Origin of the sequence: Leifsonia sp. T36S-04, from assembly GCF_042465655.1 — a bacterium.
Classification (GTDB): domain Bacteria; phylum Actinomycetota; class Actinomycetes; order Actinomycetales; family Microbacteriaceae; genus Leifsonia.
On sequence record NZ_CP146286.1, the window covers coordinates 3,629,767 to 3,648,211 of the forward strand.

Consider the following 18,445-nt stretch of genomic DNA (forward strand, 5'->3'; position numbering starts at 1 on the left):
AGTGCCCCTCCTATACGGCCGCTCGGGGCCTAAGTGGCACCGAAGTGGTGGCGATGCTCGGTCGGGGTGGTGTTGAGGCGGCGTTGGAAGACCCGATTCATCGTTTCGGGTGAGCCGAACCCGGTGTTGCGCGCGATTTCGTCGACAGGGTTCGTTGTCGTCTCGAGCAGGCGGCACGCTGACTCAAGCCTCACCGCCTCCACATGCTCAGCGGGTGTCACGCCGATTTCCGCTTTGAACACGCGGCTGAACTGCCGCTCCGAGAGATGCACGCGAGCTGCCAGCGAAGGGATGGAAAGGTCGTGGGTCAGGTGATCCGGGAGCCACTCGAGAAGATTTCGGATGGGCTCGTCCTCGGCCGACTGGGCAGCGAGCAGGGGCGAGAACTGTGCCTGACCCCCGGATCGGCGCAGGTACACCACCAGTCGTCGCGCAACAACGGCCGCGGCCTGTCTTCCGTGGTCGTCCGCCACCAATGCAAGCGCGAGGTCGATGCCTGCTGTCACGCCAGCGGAGGTCCAGACGTTTCCGTCATGGACGTAGATGGAGTCAGGTTCCACTGCGACGCTCGGGTAGTCGCGCTGGAGCAGCGCGCACTCATCCCAGTGAGTGGTCGCCCGACGCCCATCCAGCAGCCCTGCGGCAGCGAGCAGGAAGGCGCCCGAGCAGACGGAGGTGACCCGTCGGGCTCGACGCGCCAGCCGTTGGATGTTGTCGACCAGCTTCCTGTCGGACGCTGCGGCGGACATGTCGCTGCCGCCGGAAACCACGAGGGTGTCGATCTCACCGTCGATCTCGTCGATGCGTTTGGACTCGTATATGAGCCCACTGCTGGAGACAACCGGGCCGCCCTCGGTGCTGACGATCTCCGTGACGTACCGAGGGATGGAGAGGAACCGCGACGCGCTGGAGAACACCTCAAGCGGGCCAGTGACGTCGAGGATCTGAGTCGATGGAAAGCCCACGATCACGACCCGGGGCCCGGCGACGCTCGTGTAAGCGCCAGCCGTGGCTGGCGTCGTGTCCGAGATCGTCAACTCCATGTCCTAGGCCCTCCGCTTCGGCGCCTATAGCGTGAAATGTATCCCCGAGCAAAAGCGCTCGGCTACTGCAATTGATTCGAAGCAAGCAGTGAGTGTGCCTGTGGGCTCACGAGTTTTCAGCATCATCAAAGGAACACCAATGCCAACAAATCCCACCAATTATCCCATCGAGCCGGCAGGCTCCGCGCTGCAGCACATCGGCATCTTCCTGTTCAACGGTGTCGAGGAGCTCGACGCGGTCGGCCCGTGGGATGTGCTCTCCTATTGGACTCAGCGATACCCCGAGGATGGTTGGCGCGTCTCCTGCGTCTCGCAGGATGGCTCGCAGGTCGTTGCTGCCAAGGGCCTCGTTCTCGGGGCGCACCACTCCATCAGTGATGCGTCGGAGCTTGCGGTATTGATCCACCCGGGAGGGATGGGCACGCGGCGCCTGCTGCGCGATAACGAGCACCTCAACTGGGTACGGGAGCAGCGGGTACGGGTTCCGCTGATGGCATCGGTCTGCACCGGCAGCCTCGTGTACGCGGCGGCTGGGCTCCTCGCCGATCGCCCGGCCACCACCCATTGGGCCTCGCTTGACCTCCTGGCCGGGCTTGAACCGTCCGCAATCATCGACACCGATGCTCGATACGTCGACGACGGCGACCTCCTGACAAGCGCCGGTGTCAGCGCCGGCATCGACATGGCGCTCCACCTCGTTGCCCGACTCGCTAGCAGCGAGCGGGCCGAAGAGGTCCGCCGCGAAATCCAGTACGACCCGCAACCCCTGGTCTGAAAACATCATGAACTTGAACTCACCAACCGAAGCCATTCCCGAGTCGCTCGTGGCTGACGAAGATGGGCGCACACACTCTCCGTCATTGCCCGCCGCTTGTCGCAAGCGGCACCCAGGCCGAGGGGCCCTCCTAGCGATCGTCGTCGGTATCAGTCTTGCTCTGGCGTTGCCGTTCGTACCTTTCGTCCCCGTTTCCGAGAGCAGCGTCACCGGTGCAGCGCTGATGGGACTGGCTTCGGGATGGCTGCTGCTCGGGCTGCTCCTAGGACACGCCACGAAGGTACGGCAGCGTTGGGCGCTCTTGGCTGCGCTCGTCTTCGCCGAGGGCGGCCTGTTGCTGCTGACATTCGGAGCGCCCGCCCACCGGTTCCTCGATTGGGTCTGGCCGCCAGCCTTGCTCGGAATTGCGGTCTGGATGGTCTGGAGCGTGCGGTGGCAGCGCGGCATCCCGAAAGCGGTGCTGTATCCAGTGGCGGTGCTCCTCGTCCTCGCTTCCGTGGGAGGCGGCATTGAAACCGTCGCCGAAACCGCGGATACGCAGTCGCACCCGGTCCCCGGGCGGCTCGTCGACGTCGGCGGACACCGGCTCCACTTGCGCTGCACGGGGTCGGGGAGCCCAACCGTCGTTTTCGAGGCGGGCGGTGCAGTCTCCTCCTCCGGGGTCGGACGGATCAGCGCGGCTGTCGCCCGCGACACCCGCATCTGCACGTATGACAGAGCTGGGCGCGGCTGGAGCGACGACGTCGCAACCCCGCCGAGCGGGAAACAAATCGCTGTCGACCTTCATACGGCGCTACACCGAAGCGGCGAGCGGGGACCCTACGTGCTCGGCGGCCATTCCTTCGGCGGGCTTTATGTCCGCTCCTTCGCCAAGCTCTACCCGAAAGAGGTAGCCGGCATGGTGCTGGTCGACTCGACCGCACCGGACCGGGCAGCGCATGGCGGAGAGGGTTCCACGGAGACGTTGCATCGCGTCGCGGCACTCCTCTCGGTATCCGCCCGTTTCGGGCTCATCAGGTTGCTCAACGCATTCATTCCCGCGGGACTGCCGGCTCCCTATGAAGAGGAGGTCCAGGCAAACGCCGCGACCGCGAGAAGCCTCGAAAGCTCTCTGGACGAGTACATCGACGCCGGCGACTCCGTCAGAGATGCCGCCACCCTCACGAGCATCGGCGATAAGCCACTCGTCGTGCTCACCGCCTCGATCGGGCACGACTCCTCCTGGTTCCAAGCCCAAAACGAAATGCTCAACCTTTCTACCGACAGCGTTCACCGCATCGTCCCGGGCGTGGACCATCCAGGCATGGTCGCTAGCGAGCGAGGCGCTGCGGCGACCGCGCACAGTATCGCTGATGTGGTCACCGCAGTCCGTACCGGCCAGCGCCTAGCCTCCGCGGGTGGCCGCCCATGAGCGAGAAAATGTCGCGTCCGCTGATCCTGACCCTGGTTGCCGCGCAATTCCTAGTCATGCTGGACTCATCTGTGCTCAACGTGGCTCTTCCGAGCATCGCGAGCGACCTCCGGCTTGACGCCATCGGGACCGCGTGGGTACTCAACGCGTACTTCCTCAGCTTCGGGGGGCTGCTCCTGATCTCGGGGCGCGCGGCGGACGTCTTCGGACGACGTCGAATGGTGCTGACCGGCAGTCTCGTGCTCGCGGTCGGGTCTTTCATCGGCGCTGTCGCGGGAACCGAATGGGTTCTCGTAGTTGCTCGACTTGTGCAGGGCGGTGGCGCGGCAATCCTGAGCTCCGCTGCGATGTCTGTGATCCTGGCCCGCACGACGGGCCGACAGCGCGCAACAGCAATGAGCGGCTGGGGCGCGGCCTCGGCGCTCGGCGGCGCACTCGGTGTGACCCTTGGGGGCCTCTTGGTCGGTTCTGTCGGCTGGCACGGGGTGCTCGCCGCGGCTGGCATTGTTGCCATCCTGATCACTGGTGCGGCTCTTGTCCTGGTGTCGAAGGATCGCGGCCGTGAGCGTCGCCGGTTCGATGTCCTGGGAGCTGGCCTCATCACGGCGGCGGCGGTCGCGTCCGTCTACGCGGTTCTCACCGGGCCTGTCCTCGGTTGGTCATCACCGCCGGTCGGTATAGCAATCGGGGTCGCACTCGAGGCCGCCGTCCTGTTCGCGTTCGCGGAGAGGCGAAGTGCCGACCCGATTCTGCCGCCCGGGCTTCTGCGAGAGGCACGTGTTGTGGGCGGCTTGGTCGTGAATCTGGCCGGTGGTGCAGCGCGGATCGGCTGTTTCGTTCTCGTCGCTCTCATGCTCCAGCAGGTGCTGACTTTCTCACCTCCTGCTGCAGGGCTTGGCATGCTTCCGACGTCTTTGGCAGGATTCGCGGTCAGCCTGCTGCTGCTTCCCAAGCTGCTGAAACGGTTGGGCCCTCAGTGGGTGGCCTTTGGGGGCCTGCTTCTGTTGGCGGCAGTACATTTCCTCCTGGCTGGAACCGGCACTGATGGGAGCTACTTCCTTCACGTCCTACCGCTGCTGTTGCTCGCCGCGGCCGGCGTAGCCCTCAGTTTCACTCCGACGACTCTGGTCATCTCCGAGGGGGTCGCTGCCCGTAACGCGGGCGTGGGCTCTGGACTCGCTTCGGCGTCAGCTCAGCTTGGAGGAGCCCTGGGAATCGCGGTCTACGGCGCTGTCGACGCGGCTGGCCGCGCAACAGCCATCGCAAACGGGAGCTCCGGTCCTTCGGTGGCGGCCGCTGGAGTGGGCGCGGCTCAACTGACCGCTGCGGGCTTCGCACTCTTCGGCGGGATCGTCGCGGCGGCAACATTCCCGCAAGTCCAGGCCAGTTTGATGAGAATCGTCGGTTTGAGGAGTCGGGCGTTTCCGGTCGGGGTATCGGGCGAGGGTTCAGGTGGCCGTCCTTGACAGCGAGGCGCTTGTGCGTGCAGGGAGCAACACGACAGAGACGAGACAACATGCCGCGACCTGCGTCATTCGCACGCCGACCTTCCGCTCCCATCTCGATACGAGCGCATCCCGGAAATGCCACCCGCGCCGGCATCTAGACGGCCCTAGTTCCGCCGCCCGAATCGGCAATCCGAAGGAGAATCGACAATGAACACCGACCGTTCGCGAATAAGCGAAGAACAAACCCCGAGAGGGAAGAGCCGTCGGCGCACGGCCATTGGTGGCGTCCTTCGCATCACAACTGGGGTGGGCCTTGCGTTGGTCACTTTCGCGAGCCTCCTCGTGATCGGCCCAATCGTTCAGATGTCGGCAGACGGTGCAACCGCAGGCGCGAGGCCAGGCCCGAAGAGCCGCCCTTCGACCGCCGGCGCACCGATCGTGGTGGCCGTGGCTCTCGGCGTTTCGGGGACTGATGGGTACGACGCATTCGGTCCCTACGAGGTCTTTGCTCGTTCCAAAAAGTTCCAGGTCTATACTGTCGCCGAAACTTCGATGCCCGTCCCTCTCAACGGTGGTCTCTCGGTACGGCCGGCCTATACGTTCGATGACGTCGCGTCGGGCAGAGCGAAGAAGCCCGATCTCGTCGTAGTTCCCGCGGTGAACGATCCCGCGGGCAAGGTCGAATCCCAGCTCCGCGACTGGATCACGAGCCAGGCGGACGGCGGATCGCGAGTGCTCGCAATCTGTGCCGGCGCTCGAGTGCTCGCCGCTACCGACCTATTGGACGGGCGCAAAGCAACCTCTCACTGGTCTCGAATAGCTTCGCTCAAGGCGTCCGATCCAGAGGTCGATTGGGTGTCGGGGCAGCGATATGTTCAGGACGGCCCAATCACCACAACCGCCGGCGTAACCTCGGGCATCCCGGCCTCGTTGCAGGTCATGCGGCAGCTCGCTGGTGATGACGAGGCTCAGGCCGTTGGGCACGCCTTGCGCTATCCAACGTGGTTCCTTGATGAATCATCCGCCATTCCTGTCCAGCACTGGGACGTAGGCGATGTGTCGGCGGCCCTCAACCTCACGCTTCCGTGGCTGCGGCCGCACGTCGGTGTGGTTCTCTCCGATGGCATCAGCGAAGCCGACGCCATCGCCCCTTTCGAGGTGAACAATTACTCTTCCGCCGCCCAGCTCGTCCCCATCGCGACCGGATACAGCATCACGACTCAGAACGGCGTGGTCATCGAGACGACCCCCGTCGCGCAGCTTCGAACAAAGCTCGACCGTGTTATCGCTCCGGCCGCCTCTTCATCGAAAGAGCTTCCGTCCGCGATCAACGCGTGGGCCTCGCAGCGAGGAATCAGCATCACACCGAAGCCGGGTGGGAGCGCCGGCGCCGCGTTCAATACCTCGCTCACCGATCTCGCCGCTCAGACCAACACCGCCACTGCAGTTTCCGTGGCGAAAATGCTGGAGTACCCGACGCGCGGGCTGCGCATGGTGTCTGGAAACGATCCTCGCGTGCCCGTCCTGCTGATCTTGACAATCCTGGTCTCTGTCGTAGTCGGGCTAACTCCGACCATCATCACGCGTCAACGTCGCGCCCGGCTTAGCCGTCAAGCCAAGTCACGGCCCCAGAGTTAGTCGTTGCGGCGACCATTTCGTGAAATGCGTTCCCCAAGACGAGACGGTACTAGATGGGATCGGAGCGTTCACCGCAGTTGCTCGATGAAGTGTTCCCCAGGGACTGCCCCCAATCCGACGCTCGTCCACCACACCAGGAGATGCGATGAAAGCCGCTGCCACGGACCTCGGGACCTTCGGCTGGGTTGACCGCACCGGCGGCCAGCTGTCCCTCGCCGAGCGCCGTTCGCTGCTGCGTCCCGTCGCCTGGGCGCACGCTGCTAACGCGGCCGGTCGCCTGTCGATGCTGGTCAGGCTGAACTCCGGCCGCCGCGCCCGGCTCGCACCCGCACTGCTGGTTCCGCCGTCGTCGGCGCTTACTCGGGCTGCCGTCGAGCACGCGCAGCGCCGGCTGACTCCCGCCGTCCTCAACCACTCCTACCGGACGTTCATGTTCGGTGCCGCCATCGGGGCGCTGGAGGGGCTAACCGTCGACGCGGAGCTACTGTTTGCAGCGGCCCTGCTGCACGACACCGGCCTGCCCATCAGCGGTCAGAAGGTCGACTTCACCCGCGGCAGCGCCCGCATCGCCCGCGACGTCGCGGAGGGGGTCGGCCTGTCTTCGGCTGCCACCGAAACAATCTCCAACGCGATAACGCTTCACCTGAACCCCAACGTCCCCCTGGCGAGTGGTCCTGTGCCCTACCTGCTGGCCGCCGGCGCCGGTCTCGACGTCGTCGGCCTGCGCTCTTGGCAGCTTCCCCCGGACTTGCTCGGCTGGGTGGTGGAGCAGCATCCCCGCCTTGGGTTCAAGGGCGAGTTCATCGCCGCGAGCCGCACCGAGGCCGCTCGTGTGCCCCGCGGGCGAGTGCAATTCCTGCGTCGCTACGGCGCCTTCGACATCGCCATCCAGCTCGCGCCGTTCCGTGGCTGACCTGCCGCTCGCGCCGATTTCGCCGTCAGCAAGCGGCCGAGTTACACACGTCGCGCGTGCTAGTGGGACAGCGTGCATCGCGCCGAAGGTCACGCGTTTACCGGTCGCCGGCACCCCGACGAACGATCCGGTGTGAGTTCCCGACCACGTGACCCGTCCCGCGATGAGGTTCGAGTAGACCTGTCGCAGGTCGGCTGCATTGCGCATGCTTCCTCCTTGGACCGCTGTCGCGCTACGTCCAGGGTGCGCGCGGCCGGGACCCACGACAAGTGGTCGGATCCGGGGTCAGGGTCCCCCGAGCCAGCTCTCGATGCGCCGGTGGTCGGGCCGGAAGCCGTGGTCGATGCCCCAGATCACGGCTTGGCTTCGGCTCTCGGCGCCGATCTTGCGGTAGACGCTGCGGATGTACGACTTCACGGTGTTCGGGCTCAGGTAGGTGAGTTCGGCGACCTCCGCGTTGCTCTTGCCCTGCGTGATCAGGGCGAGGATCTCGGATTCGCGGTCCGTGATCCCCTCGCGACGCCCCGGCCAGTCGAGGCCCGGCGCGCTGGATGCGCGGACCGGCGCCTCGCTCACCACCCGCTCACCTCGATGCACCGCCTCGAGCGCGAGGACCAGTTCCTCTGCCGTCAGAGTCTTCGACAGGTAGCCGTGGACGCCCTGCTCGTGCGCCTGCTGGATGAGCTCCGGGTGGAAGTTCCAGGTGTAGACGACGACGTGGCGGGCGCGCGGATTCTTGACGAGTTCGCCGATCTGTTCGTGGCTCGACTCGGGCTGCGCGAAGGCGTCGTAGAGGACGACATCGATCGGCTCCTCCAGGGGAGTGTTCGCGTCGATCTCAGCGACGACGAGCCGGTCCCGGTAGTCGTCGAACATGTGCGCCAACCCCACAAGCACGACGTCGTAGTCATCCACGAGGGCGACGGTGAAAGGAGCCGTGCGCGTAGCGATCCCGGACGACATGCGACGGACAATACACCCCCAGGGGTGTGGAACGACCTCCCTCACGGTGGTTCCGTTGGGCTGTCCCTGCTTACAGAGAAAGGCTCCTCCCATGAACATCCTGCTCATCGTCATCGCCGTCATCGCCATCATTCTGCTTCTCACGGGCGGCTTCGTGTCCTCGCTGAACTTCCTCCTCTGGGTCGGCATCGTGCTCCTGGTGCTCGCGGTCATCATCTGGCTGGTCCGCATGCTCACGGGCAGCCGCCGCGTCTGATACAGAGAAGGGCGCAGGGTCGTGTGACCCTGCGCCCTTTCTTTCGCGTGCTGCTCAGCCCTGGCGAGCCTTCATCCGCGGGTTCTTCTTGTTGATGATGAACGTGCGACCCCGGCGGCGAACCACCTGGGCGCCGGGCATCGACTTGAGCGAGCTCAGTGAGTTGCGTACCTTCATGACGGACCTCCCTTGTTGAAACCTATTCTCAATAACACGGGAGGTTGGTGTTTTATTCACTAAACGCGGCGTAAGGTGACGGTCGTGCGTCCCTCCGTGGGCACTCGCGCACATCAGGAGCGTCGACATCATGGAACTCTTCGGTATTTCCAGCTTCGAGCGGTTCTTCCGCCTGGCCGCCAGCCTCGACGTGGATAAAGACGATCTGCGGCGCTTCGACGATTTCGTCAACGACAGGATCTACGCTCTGCTCCTCCGCGGCGTGGCGAATGCGAAGGCCAATGGCCGCGACATCATCGAGCCGCAGGACCTGCCGATCACGAAAGGTTTGCAGGAGTCCATCCACGCCTTCGAGGACATCGATGAAGACGTGTCTCTGGATGCGGTGCTCGAGCGGCTGACGCGGCGCCCTCCGCTCGACGTCGCCTATAGCGACGAGACCCAGGACAGACTTCCGCAGCTGGCCGGCGGTATCGGTGTGGCGCTGGCTCGGACCATTCGAATCCTCGACGAGAAGGTGAAGAACCCGCAGACCGAGCACTGGGACCGCGCCACGCGCGTCTTCGACCTGCTCCTCTAGCCAGACCCACCCGACCGGGTCCATCATGCCGGGGTGACGAGTCGGGATGGGCCGAACGGTCGCGGGTCATGAATCCGGCGGCTCGCCGCGTGCAGCGCGTCTACTTGACCTTGATGCTCGGCAACACGCTCGCCGCGTCGCTGATCTGGGGCATCAACACGCTGTTCCTCCTCGACGCGGGGCTCACGAACTTCGAGGCGTTCGCCGCGAACGCGTTCTTCACGGCGGGCATGGTGATCTTCGAAATCCCGACGGGCGTCGTCGCCGACACGGTCGGGCGGAAAGCGTCCTACCTGCTGGGCACGATCACCCTGTCGGTGACGACCGGCCTGTACTGGATGCTGTGGCTGTGGCACGCGCCGTTCGTCTGGTGGGCGATCGTATCGGCGCTGCTCGGCCTGGGCTTCACATTCTTCTCCGGCGCGGTGGACGCCTGGCTCGTCGACGCGCTGGCCTTCGCCAAGTACTCCGGCAGCCTCGAGGCCGTCTTCGGCCGTGGCCTGGTCGTCACGGGGATCGCGATGTTCGTCGGATCGGTTCTCGGCGGCGTCATCGCCCAGGCGACCAACCTCGGCGTGCCGTTCCTGCTGAGGGCCGGGGTGCTGGTCGTCATGCTGGTGTTCGCCGCCATGGTGATGAAAGACCTGGGCTTCACGCCCGACCATTCGATGGGCCCGGTCGCGGCCACCAGGAACGTGCTGAAGCAGTCGATCGATCATGGGCTGCGAAAGCGATCGGTGCGGTGGATGATCCTGTCGGCGCCGTTCGCCTCGGGCGTCGGGATCTACGCCTTCTACGCGCTGCAGCCGTATCTGCTCGAGCTCTACGGAGACACGACCGCGTACTCGATCGCCGGGCTCGCTGCCGCCATCCTGTCGTTGGCGCAGGTCGCGGGCGGCGTGCTCGCGCCACGTATCCGGGGGCTCTTCGCCAAGCGGACGACGACGGTCATCGGAGCGTCGCTGGTGAGCATCCTCATCCTGGTGGCGCTGGGGCTGACGAGCCTGTTCTGGCTGGCGACCGTCTTCCTGGTGATCTGGGGCTTCGTGTTCGCTGTGGCCGGACCGGTTCGTCAGTCCTACCTGAACGACATGATCCCGTCGAAGCAGCGGGCGACCGTCCTGTCGTTCGATTCGCTGTTCGGCAGCCTCGGCGGGGTGTTCATCCAGCCGGCCCTCGGACGCGCGGCCGACCTCTGGGGCTACGGCACGTCGCTCGTGATCGGCGGGGCGGTCGAGCTGATCGGGATCCCGTTCCTGTTCGCCAGCCGTCGTCAGAAGGACCCGGCCGATACGAACATCGTGCACACGGACGCGGCGCCGGTCGACCCGGGGGCGACAGCGGCGGCCGACCCGGATGGGGCCGGGCCGCTCGGCTGACTCGCCAGGCCGCGGTCAGTGGCTGACGTACCCGCCGCGGGTGTCGTTCTCCAGCGTGTAGTAGCGGGTCGTGCGGGTCTGCGCCGTCAGCGTCCATGCCCGCTCGAAGCGTCCGGCGGCCGAGTCGTACGCGACGACGACGCGGTCTGCCGCGGTCGGGAGCTCCGAGGTCCACTGGCGGGGCGAGCCGAGGCCCATGGCCTGGAGCACCACCTGAGGACCGGGGCGACGGGGCCCCGCGGTGAGTTCGGCCACCTGGGCGGCGTCGAGGCGAGCCTCGGTGATGGTGTGTGCAGTGAGTTGAGTATTCATTTCCGACCTCCAATATAAACAAACGTTTAGTTATATAGTAGATCACGATTGCGAGAAATGAAAACGGAGGTCCGAATCGATGGCCAGACGCTACGACCGGGATGAGAGCATCCGCCTACTGCTCGACGCCAGCGCGGAAGAGTTCGCACGCCACGGCGTCGGAGGCGCGCGCATCGAACGCATCGCCGACCGCGCCGACGTCAACAAGGCGTCGATCTACTCCTACATCGGCAACAAGGACGAGCTGTTCCAGGCGGCCTTGCAGACCAAGCTCGGCCAGCTCGCCGACCGCGTCGCGATCGAGTCGGACGACCTCGCCGCGTATGCCGGCGACCTGTTCGACTTCCTCACCGCGGAGCCGGTGGTGGCGTGGCTGTTCGAGCAGGAAGGGCTGCACTACGGCACGGCGGATGTCCCGGCGCTCGCCGAGCGGTCCGGCTACTTCCAGTCGCGGGTCGCTGCGGTGCGCGGCGCCCTCGGCGGCGACGGTGACGCCGAAGCCATCTACTTCTCCATCATCGCGATGTGCTACTGGTACGTGGCGGCGCCGCAACTGGTCCGGATGGTCTTCGGCGCGGTCTCCCCTGAGGAGGCGAAGCGCCGCTACCGGAGCCACATCGTCTCGACCGCGGAAGCCATGATCGCGCGCTGAGCGAACACGCCGACCGACCCGACGGAATACTGCGGGCGTGCCGGCCGTTCGGCAAACGTCCCCCAAACTGAAAGGCATCCCTCGATGGATCTGTTCTCCCCTGTCTCGCTCGGCGACCTCCACCTCCCCAACCGCGTCGTGATGGCGCCGCTCACCCGCACCCGTTCGGGCGAAGCCGGCATCCCGGGGCCGCTGGTGGCGGAGCACTACGCGCAGCGGGCGAGCGTCGGGCTGATCATCTCCGAGGGCACCTACCCGAGCCACGAGTCCCGCGCGTACCCCGGCCAGCCCGGCATCGTCACGGATGAGCAGGCCGCCGGCTGGCGCGCGGTCGCGGATGCGGTGCACGCCAAGGGCGGCCGTATCGTCATGCAGTTGATGCACGGTGGACGGGTCTCGCATCCGTCGATCAACGGTCAGGATCGCGTCGTCGCGCCGAGCGCCGTGGCGATCAACGGTGAGGCGCACGGCCCGAGCGGCAAGGTCGCCTACCCGGTGCCCCACGCGCTCACCACGGACGAGCTCGCGACCGTCCGCGACGAGTTCGTCGCGGCGGCGAAGAACGCGATCGCCGCCGGCCTCGACGGGGTGGAGGTGCACAGCGCCAACGGCTACTTGCTGCACCAGTTCCTCTCCCCGGTGTCCAACACCCGCGACGACCAGTACGGCGGCAGCCCCGAGGCGCGTGCCCGCTTCGTCATCGAGGTGACCACCGCGATCGCCGAGGCCGTGGGAGCCGGCCGGGTGGGAATCCGGCTGTCGCCGATGCACAACATCCAGGACGTCTTCGAGACCGACCTCGCCGACGCAACCGCCACCTACGAGGCCGTCGTCGACGGACTCGCACCGCTCGGCCTCGCCTACGTGAGCGTGCTGCACAGCGAGCCCACCGGGTCCCTCGTGCAGGACCTGCGTGAGCGCTTCGGCGGCTCCTTCATCGTGAACAGCGGATTCGGCTCGGTCACGACGCGCGATGAGGCGATCGCGCTGGTCGAGGATTCGCACGCGGATGCGGTTGCCGTCGGCCGCCTGGCGATCGCGAACCCGGACCTCGTCGAGCGCTGGAAGGGCGAGCACCCGGAGAACCAGCCCAATGCAGCGACGTTCTACGGGTCGGGTGCCAAGGGCTACACCGACTACCCGCGCCTCAGCGCGTAGGGGACGGATGACAACGGAATCGTTTGACGGCAAGGTCGCCATCGTCACGGGCGGTGGCCGCGGGCTGGGGCGGGCGATGGCACTCGGCCTCGCCCGCGCCGGTGCGAACGTCGTCATTTCGGCCGCGCGCCAGACGGACGAGCTCCGCACGGTCGCCGATGACATCAACGCGACGCTCGGCGCACCCCGGGTCTTGGCGCTGCAGGCGGATGTGACGCGGGAAGCGGATTGCCGGCGCCTGGTCGACGAGACGATCGCCGCCTTCGGAGGCCTCCACATCCTGGTCAACAACGCCGGTCGCGGCATGAAGTACGTGAGCGACTCCTTCCTGACCGAGCCGACGCGGTTCTGGGACGTCGACAGCGACACGTGGCGGACCATCATCGACACCAACGTCAACGGTCCGTTCCTGATGGCCAAGGCGGTCGTGCCGCACCTGCTGGGCCAGCGCTGGGGCCGCATCGTCAACATCACGATGAACCACGACACCATGCGCCGCGCCGGCTTCTCGCCGTACGGGCCCTCCAAGGCGGCGCTCGAATCCGAGACGGTGATCTGGGCTCAGGATCTGGCCGGATCCGGTGTCACCGTCAATGGGCTGCTGCCTGGCGGCGCCACCGAGACCGGGATGATTCCCGAGGGCGTATCCGAGGCGGTGCGCAGTCGACTGCTCCAGCCGGACGTCATGGTCGAACCGCTGCTCTGGCTGACGTCGGACGCGTCCGCGGACATCAGCGGCGCCCGTCTGAACGCGGCGGACTGGGACAGCGCCCTGCCGCCGGAACAGGCCGCACGGATCGCTCTGGAGCCTGCGGGCTGGGCGAATCAGGAGTACCGTCCGTCCTGACACCTCCGGATCTGCATCATAGGGGCGTCCTCGCCGCTGAGGAGGATCACATGGAACTGAAGTTGGGTGTACTGGCGCTGCTCGAAGCGAAGCCGGATAAAGCGGGCGAACTGAAAGAGTTCCTGATCGGTGGCAAAGCCCTGGTCGATCTCGAGCCGGGAACGCGTACCTGGTACGCCTTCCAGATCGATGACACGCATTTCGGCATCTTCGACACGTTCGCCGACGAGGACGCGCGGCAAGCGCACCTGAACGGCGCCATTCCGGCGGCCCTGGGCGACGTCGGTCCGAGCCTTCTGGCGACGGACCCGCAGCTGAACACCGTGGACCTGCTCGCCGTCAAGCACGAGCAAGGAGGCTGAGTTCTGAAGATCCTCGTAACCGGTGGCCGTGGGCTGATCGGCCGCTCCGTGGTGGACAGGCTGGTCCGGTCCGGTCACGAGGTCATCTCCGTCGACCGCCCCTCGTCCGCGCCGCCCGCAGAGGGCCTGAGTCGTGCGACGACGGAGGTCGAGGGGGATGTGTCGGATGCCGGCCTGATGAACTCGCTCATGGCGGGTGCCGACGCGGTCGTCCATCTGGCGGCCATCCCTGCGCCCGTGGGGCACACTGCCCGCGAACTGCTGGTCGCCAACTCTGTCGCGACGATGACCGTGCTCGAGGCTGCCGGAGAGCAGGGGGTGCGGGCCGTGGTCATGGCCTCGAGCATCTCGATCCTCGGGATGGCGTGGTCCGAGGAGCCGATGGATCCCGTGTACCTCCCGGTCGACGAAGCGCACACGCTCCGGCCGACCGAGGGCTACGCCCTCAGCAAGGAGTGCGACGAGGCGAGCGCTCGCATGGCCTCCCGTCGCTGGGGCCTCCCGATCGTGGCGATGCGCTTCCCCCTCACCACCACACGCGAGCAGATCGAGGCTCGCCGTGCCGATGCCGACGCCTCGGAACGCATGGCGCAGGAGCTGTGGGCGTACCTCGATGTCCGGGACGCCGCCCGTGCCGTCGAACTCGCGATCACGGCCATGACGGATGGCGAGCTGCGCGGATGCTCGGTGGTCAACGTCGTCGCCGACGACGTCCTCCTCGACCAGACGCTCGCCGAGCTCATGAGCCGCTGGCACCCGGCCGTCCCGTTCGATGCGGATCGGTACTGCCTCCGGGGCGCCTACGACACGGCCGGGGCTCGTGAGCTGCTCGGTTTCGAGGCCGAGCACCTGATCCACCGCTGAACCGCACTCGGTCCTCACGATACGATCATCGTTGTTAAGACAACCTCACTGACACTTCGGGGGCGTGGATGGTTCAAGCGGAGCACCCGCTGCCGACCGATCTATTCATGGATCTGGAACGCTCGGGCCCTGTCCCGATCTACTACCAGGTGGCGAATCGTCTCGAGAAGGCGATCATCGACGAGACGCTCCCGGCGGGAGCGCGCCTCGAGAACGAGGTCGCGCTGGGCCTGCGGCTCGGGCTCTCCCGTCCCACGATCCGCCGCGCGATCCAGGAGTTGGTCGACAAGGGCCTGCTCGTCCGGCGCCGCGGGGTGGGCACCCAGGTCGTGCACGGCCGGGTGACGCGCAACGTCGAGCTGAGCAGCCTGTACGAAGACCTGGAGAGCTCGGGGCAACGGCCGGAGACGACCGTGCTGGATACCGCGGTCGTCCCCGCGGACGAGCGCGCGGCTGCGATCCTCGACCTCGAGCCGGGCAGCCCCACCCTCCACGTGAGACGCCTGCGGCTAGCGGACGGTGTGCCGATCGCGATCCTCGACAACACGCTCCCCACCGACTTCGTCGACCTCGACGTCGACGACCTGCGCACGCACGGGCTGTACCAGCTCCTGCGGGCGCGCGGTGTCACGATGCGGGTGGCGAAGCAGCGGATCGGGGCACGGGAGGCGACGCCGAGCGAGGCGGAGCTGCTCGACATCCGCCGTGGCGCCGCCGTGCTGACGATGTCCCGCACGGCGTTCGACAACTCCGGCCGCGCGGTCGAGTTCGGCCAGCACTGCTACCGCCCGGACCGCTATTCGTTCGAGGTCACCCTCGTCAACCGCTGAGCGCGCGGCTCAGCCGAGGAGCGGTCGCTGCTTCTCCCGCGCCTGCTCGTAGCGTTCGCGCGCTTCCTGTGTCGACGTGAGCGTGGAGGCTTCCGCCACCGGCACATCCCACCAGCCCTCGCCGTCGGGGGAGTAGTCGAGCGGGTCGCTGTTGATGTGGATGAGGGTCGTGCGATCCGAGGCCTTGGCTTCGGCCAGGGCCGCGCGGAGTCGCCCGATGGCATCCGGGCCCGGAGTCACGTCGATGACGTCCACCCCGTAGCTGCGGGCGTTGGCCGCCAGGTCGATCGGGAGCACCTCCCCGCCGTCGAAGCCACGTTCCGCATCCTGCCTGCGATACCTCGTGCCGTAGCGCTCGGAGCCGACGGTCTCGCTGAGGTGGCCGATGGAGGCGTAACCGTGGTTCTGGATGAGGACCACGATGATCTTGAGCCCTTCCGCGACCGCGGTGACCAGTTCGGTGTGCAGCATCAGGTAGGAGCCGTCCCCGACCATCACGACGACGTCGCGGTCGGGTGCGGCACGCCTGACGCCCAGTCCGCCGGCGATCTCGTAGCCCATGCACGAGAACGCGTACTCGACGTGGTAGCCGAGCGCATCCCGCACCCGCCACAACTTGTGCAGGTCGCCCGGGAGCGACCCGGCGGCCTGAACGATCACGTCTCGAGGATCGGTCGCGCTCTGGACGGCGCCGATGATCTCGGTCTGCCCGGGCAGCTCGGCGCCGGACGCGGCGAACGCCGTATCGACGGTCGCGTTCCACTCGGCGGCGAGACGGCGGAGTTCCACCGCGTAGGCCTCCTCGACCCGGAAGCCCGTGAGCTCTCGCCGGAGCGCGACCAGGGTCTCGCGCGCGTCCGCGATCACGGGAAGCTGCGACCCGTGCTTGTACGCGTCGAAGGATGCCACGTTGATGTTGACGAAGACGACGTCCGGGTTCTGGAAGGCGGTCCGGCTCGCGGTGGTGAAGTCGCTGTAGCGCGTGCCGATGCCGATCACGACATCCGCCTGGGCCGCCGCGCGGTTGGCGGGCACCGTGCCGGTCGCACCGACGCCGCCGAGGTACTGCGGATGGTCCCACACGAGGGAGCCGCCGCCGGCCTGCGTCGACCCCACCGGGATGCCGGTCGCTTCGACGAGCTCTCGGAGTGCATCCTCTGCCCCGGAGTAGAGGACGCCGCCGCCGGCGACGATGAACGGCCGGGACGCGCCGCGGATGGCGGCCACGGCACGAGCGAGGGCACCGGGTTCGGGCAGCGGCCGGCGGAGGTGCCACTCCCGGTCCTGCAGGAAGCCGAGCGGCACGTCGAGCGCCTCCGCCTGCACATCCTCCGGGAGGGCGATCGTCACGGCACCGGTCTCCGCCGGATCGGTGAGCACGCGCATCGCCTGCAGCGCGATCGAGTACAGCTGTTCGGGTCGCTGGACGCGGTCGAAGAAGCGTGACAGGGGACGGAAGGCGTCGTTGACGGTGATGCCGGTGTCGTGGGGCAGCTCGAGCTGCTGGAGCACGGGGTCGGCGACGCGTGTCGCGAACGTGTCGCTCGGCAGCAGGAGCGCAGGGAGGCGGTTCGCCGTCGCCAGCGCGGCCCCCGTCAGCATGTTCGCCGCGCCCGGACCGACGGACGCCGCGCTCGCCATCGTGCCGAGCCGGCGCCGCATCCGGGCGTATCCGACGGACTGGTGCACCATGGCCTGCTCGTTTCGGGCCTGGTAGTAGGGCATCAGGCCCGGCTGATCGTGATCGAGCTGCTTGAGCGCCTGACCGATCCCGGCGACGTTGCCGTGACCGAAGATGCCGAACGTGCCGGCGATGGTGCGCTCGCGGTGGTCGCCGTCGACGGTCCACTGGTGCGCGAGGAATTCGACCAGAGCCTGGCTCACGGTCATCCGGCGGGTCGTCATCGGTTCTCTCCAGTTCGGTCGGCCCCGGGCAGGTCGGGAAGGCGGGGCAGGTAGGGAAGGCGGGGATCGATGTCCTGGCCGGACCAGGTGTCGCGAACCCAGCCGTGCGCGGGGTCGTCGCTGATGTTCCACGCGCGCTCGGGGTCGGGCCCGGCCATCACGTTGAGGTAGTACAGGTCGTAGCCGGGCGCGGCGGCGCAGGGGCCGTGCCAGCCGTGCGGCACCAGGCCGATGTCGCCGGTGCGCACCTCGGCGAGGGTGTCGATGTCTCCGGCAGCGGACGAATACGTCCGGAGGTAACCGATCGCATCGGCGTCCCGGGGAGCGGATCCGCCGGCCACCGAACGGGATACGGCGGTCTCGAAGTAGTAGATCTCCTCGAGCCGCGATTCGCCTCCGTCGTTCGCGTCGTGCTTGTGCGGCGGGTACGACGACCAGTTCTCGGCCGGGGTGATGACCTCGCAGACGATGAAGCGGTCGGCGGAGAGCGTCTGCGGCGTTCCGAAGTTGTGCACCTGGCGGCTGGAGCGTCCGGCGCCCCGCAACTCCACCGGCACCTCGTCGCGCTGGATGTGACGTGCGGGATGGAGGACCGCTGCCGGAGCCTCTGCAATGGCCACCCGGCCCTGACCGGTGATGGCCGCGGCGGAACCGGTCGGCAGGTACAGCACGTCGGTGGGGCCGTCGAAGACGGAGGAACGCCCGGCAAGTTCCGTCACGTCGTCGCCGTGGCGGACCGTGAAACTGCCGGCCAGCGGGACGACCAGCCGCTCCACCGCACCAGCGGCGAGCGACTGCACGTCACCGGGGACGAGCTCCGCGATCCGCAGGCCGGTGTACCGCCATCCGGGAACGCCGTCGTCGACGACCGACTCCCAGCCCTCGCGCGCGAGAGCACCGCGCGGGAAGAACCATTCGTTCCGGCGCATCGG

At 67.1% G+C, this 18,445-nt stretch carries 20 protein-coding genes and 1 pseudogene; 14 read left to right on the forward strand and 7 right to left on the reverse strand.

What is annotated here, in order from left to right:
• Positions 1-29 precede the first annotated feature (29 nt).
• Positions 30-1,043 carry a GlxA family transcriptional regulator gene (locus P3F85_RS17755; protein ID WP_374009168.1) on the reverse strand — a complete coding sequence of 338 codons (1,014 nt, stop codon included), beginning with the start codon at positions 1,041-1,043 and terminating at the stop codon, positions 30-32.
• Between the two features lie 139 nt (positions 1,044-1,182).
• Between P3F85_RS17755 and P3F85_RS17760 the strand changes: the two genes are divergently transcribed.
• The 5 genes from P3F85_RS17760 (at position 1,183) to P3F85_RS17780 (ending at position 7,228) form a co-directional block, all read left to right on the forward strand.
• Positions 1,183-1,818: a DJ-1/PfpI family protein gene (locus P3F85_RS17760; RefSeq protein WP_374009169.1), complete on the forward strand. Its 636-nt coding sequence runs from the start codon at positions 1,183-1,185 to the stop codon at positions 1,816-1,818.
• Positions 1,819-1,825: 7 nt separating this feature from the next.
• Positions 1,826-3,229: an alpha/beta fold hydrolase gene (locus P3F85_RS17765; RefSeq protein ID WP_374009170.1), complete on the forward strand. Its 1,404-nt coding sequence runs from the start codon at positions 1,826-1,828 to the stop codon at positions 3,227-3,229.
• Positions 3,226-4,695 (forward strand): MFS transporter, encoded by a 1,470-nt coding sequence (locus P3F85_RS17770; RefSeq protein WP_374009171.1) that lies wholly within the window; start codon positions 3,226-3,228, stop codon positions 4,693-4,695. The genes P3F85_RS17765 and P3F85_RS17770 overlap by 4 nt, the downstream gene beginning before the upstream one ends.
• A 189-nt stretch (positions 4,696-4,884) precedes the next feature.
• Complete coding sequence (locus tag P3F85_RS17775; RefSeq protein ID WP_374009172.1) at positions 4,885-6,315, forward strand: DJ-1/PfpI family protein; 1,431 nt, start codon at positions 4,885-4,887, stop codon at positions 6,313-6,315.
• A gap of 145 nt (positions 6,316-6,460) precedes the next feature.
• Positions 6,461-7,228, forward strand: a complete 768-nt coding sequence (locus P3F85_RS17780; protein WP_374009173.1) for an HD domain-containing protein — start codon at positions 6,461-6,463, stop codon at positions 7,226-7,228.
• A 114-nt stretch (positions 7,229-7,342) separates the two neighbouring features.
• Here P3F85_RS17780 and P3F85_RS17785 read toward each other — a convergent pair.
• Both P3F85_RS17785 and P3F85_RS17790 read right to left on the reverse strand, forming a co-directional pair.
• Positions 7,343-7,435: pseudogene (locus P3F85_RS17785) on the reverse strand (hypothetical protein); the annotation flags it as partial.
• Positions 7,436-7,513: 78 nt separating this feature from the next.
• Positions 7,514-8,191, reverse strand: a complete 678-nt coding sequence (locus P3F85_RS17790; protein ID WP_374009174.1) for a DNA-binding response regulator — start codon at positions 8,189-8,191, stop codon at positions 7,514-7,516.
• A 91-nt stretch (positions 8,192-8,282) separates the two neighbouring features.
• Here P3F85_RS17790 and P3F85_RS17795 point away from each other — a divergent pair, with 91 nt between their 5' ends.
• A complete protein-coding gene (locus P3F85_RS17795; protein ID WP_374009175.1) occupies positions 8,283-8,447 on the forward strand; it encodes a hypothetical protein in 165 nt (54 codons plus the stop codon).
• 54 nt (positions 8,448-8,501) lie between these two features.
• Here the strand turns inward: P3F85_RS17795 and ykgO are convergent, their stop codons facing one another.
• Positions 8,502-8,624, reverse strand: coding sequence for a type B 50S ribosomal protein L36 (ykgO, locus tag P3F85_RS17800; protein ID WP_064108940.1), 123 nt, complete (start codon positions 8,622-8,624; stop codon positions 8,502-8,504).
• Positions 8,625-8,754: 130 nt separating this feature from the next.
• Between ykgO and P3F85_RS17805 the strand changes: the two genes are divergently transcribed.
• Positions 8,755-9,204: a DUF1931 family protein gene (locus tag P3F85_RS17805; protein WP_374009176.1), complete on the forward strand. Its 450-nt coding sequence runs from the start codon at positions 8,755-8,757 to the stop codon at positions 9,202-9,204.
• 68 nt (positions 9,205-9,272) lie between these two features.
• On the forward strand, positions 9,273-10,583 hold the full coding sequence (locus P3F85_RS17810) for an MFS transporter (protein ID WP_374009177.1): 1,311 nt from the start codon (positions 9,273-9,275) through the stop codon (positions 10,581-10,583).
• Positions 10,584-10,598: 15 nt separating this feature from the next.
• Here P3F85_RS17810 and P3F85_RS17815 read toward each other — a convergent pair whose 3' ends face one another.
• Complete coding sequence (locus P3F85_RS17815) at positions 10,599-10,895, reverse strand: hypothetical protein (protein ID WP_374009178.1); 297 nt, start codon at positions 10,893-10,895, stop codon at positions 10,599-10,601.
• A gap of 79 nt (positions 10,896-10,974) precedes the next feature.
• On the opposite strand from P3F85_RS17815, the gene P3F85_RS17820 reads away from it, so the two are divergent.
• The 6 genes from P3F85_RS17820 to P3F85_RS17845 all read left to right on the forward strand — a co-directional run bounded on the left by P3F85_RS17820 (position 10,975) and on the right by P3F85_RS17845 (position 15,608).
• Positions 10,975-11,547, forward strand: coding sequence for a TetR/AcrR family transcriptional regulator (locus tag P3F85_RS17820; protein ID WP_374009179.1), 573 nt, complete (start codon positions 10,975-10,977; stop codon positions 11,545-11,547).
• A gap of 84 nt (positions 11,548-11,631) precedes the next feature.
• On the forward strand, positions 11,632-12,705 hold the full coding sequence (locus tag P3F85_RS17825) for an alkene reductase (protein WP_374009180.1): 1,074 nt from the start codon (positions 11,632-11,634) through the stop codon (positions 12,703-12,705).
• Between the two features lie 7 nt (positions 12,706-12,712).
• On the forward strand, positions 12,713-13,552 hold the full coding sequence (locus P3F85_RS17830) for an SDR family NAD(P)-dependent oxidoreductase (RefSeq protein ID WP_374009181.1): 840 nt from the start codon (positions 12,713-12,715) through the stop codon (positions 13,550-13,552).
• Between the two features lie 50 nt (positions 13,553-13,602).
• Positions 13,603-13,914, forward strand: coding sequence for a putative quinol monooxygenase (locus P3F85_RS17835; RefSeq protein ID WP_374009182.1), 312 nt, complete (start codon positions 13,603-13,605; stop codon positions 13,912-13,914).
• Positions 13,915-13,923: 9 nt separating this feature from the next.
• Entirely contained in the window at positions 13,924-14,778 is an 855-nt protein-coding gene (locus tag P3F85_RS17840) for an NAD-dependent epimerase/dehydratase family protein (RefSeq protein WP_382323652.1), read from the forward strand.
• Positions 14,779-14,846: 68 nt separating this feature from the next.
• Positions 14,847-15,608, forward strand: a complete 762-nt coding sequence (locus P3F85_RS17845) for a GntR family transcriptional regulator (RefSeq protein WP_374009184.1) — start codon at positions 14,847-14,849, stop codon at positions 15,606-15,608.
• Between the two features lie 9 nt (positions 15,609-15,617).
• Here the strand turns inward: P3F85_RS17845 and iolD are convergent, their stop codons facing one another.
• Together iolD and iolB are read right to left on the reverse strand one after the other, a co-directional pair.
• On the reverse strand, positions 15,618-17,513 hold the full coding sequence (gene iolD, locus P3F85_RS17850; protein ID WP_374009185.1) for a 3D-(3,5/4)-trihydroxycyclohexane-1,2-dione acylhydrolase (decyclizing): 1,896 nt from the start codon (positions 17,511-17,513) through the stop codon (positions 15,618-15,620).
• Positions 17,510-18,442, reverse strand: a complete 933-nt coding sequence (iolB, locus tag P3F85_RS17855; protein ID WP_374009186.1) for a 5-deoxy-glucuronate isomerase — start codon at positions 18,440-18,442, stop codon at positions 17,510-17,512. Before iolB ends, iolD begins: the two co-directional genes overlap by 4 nt.
• Positions 18,443-18,445 lie beyond the last annotated feature (3 nt).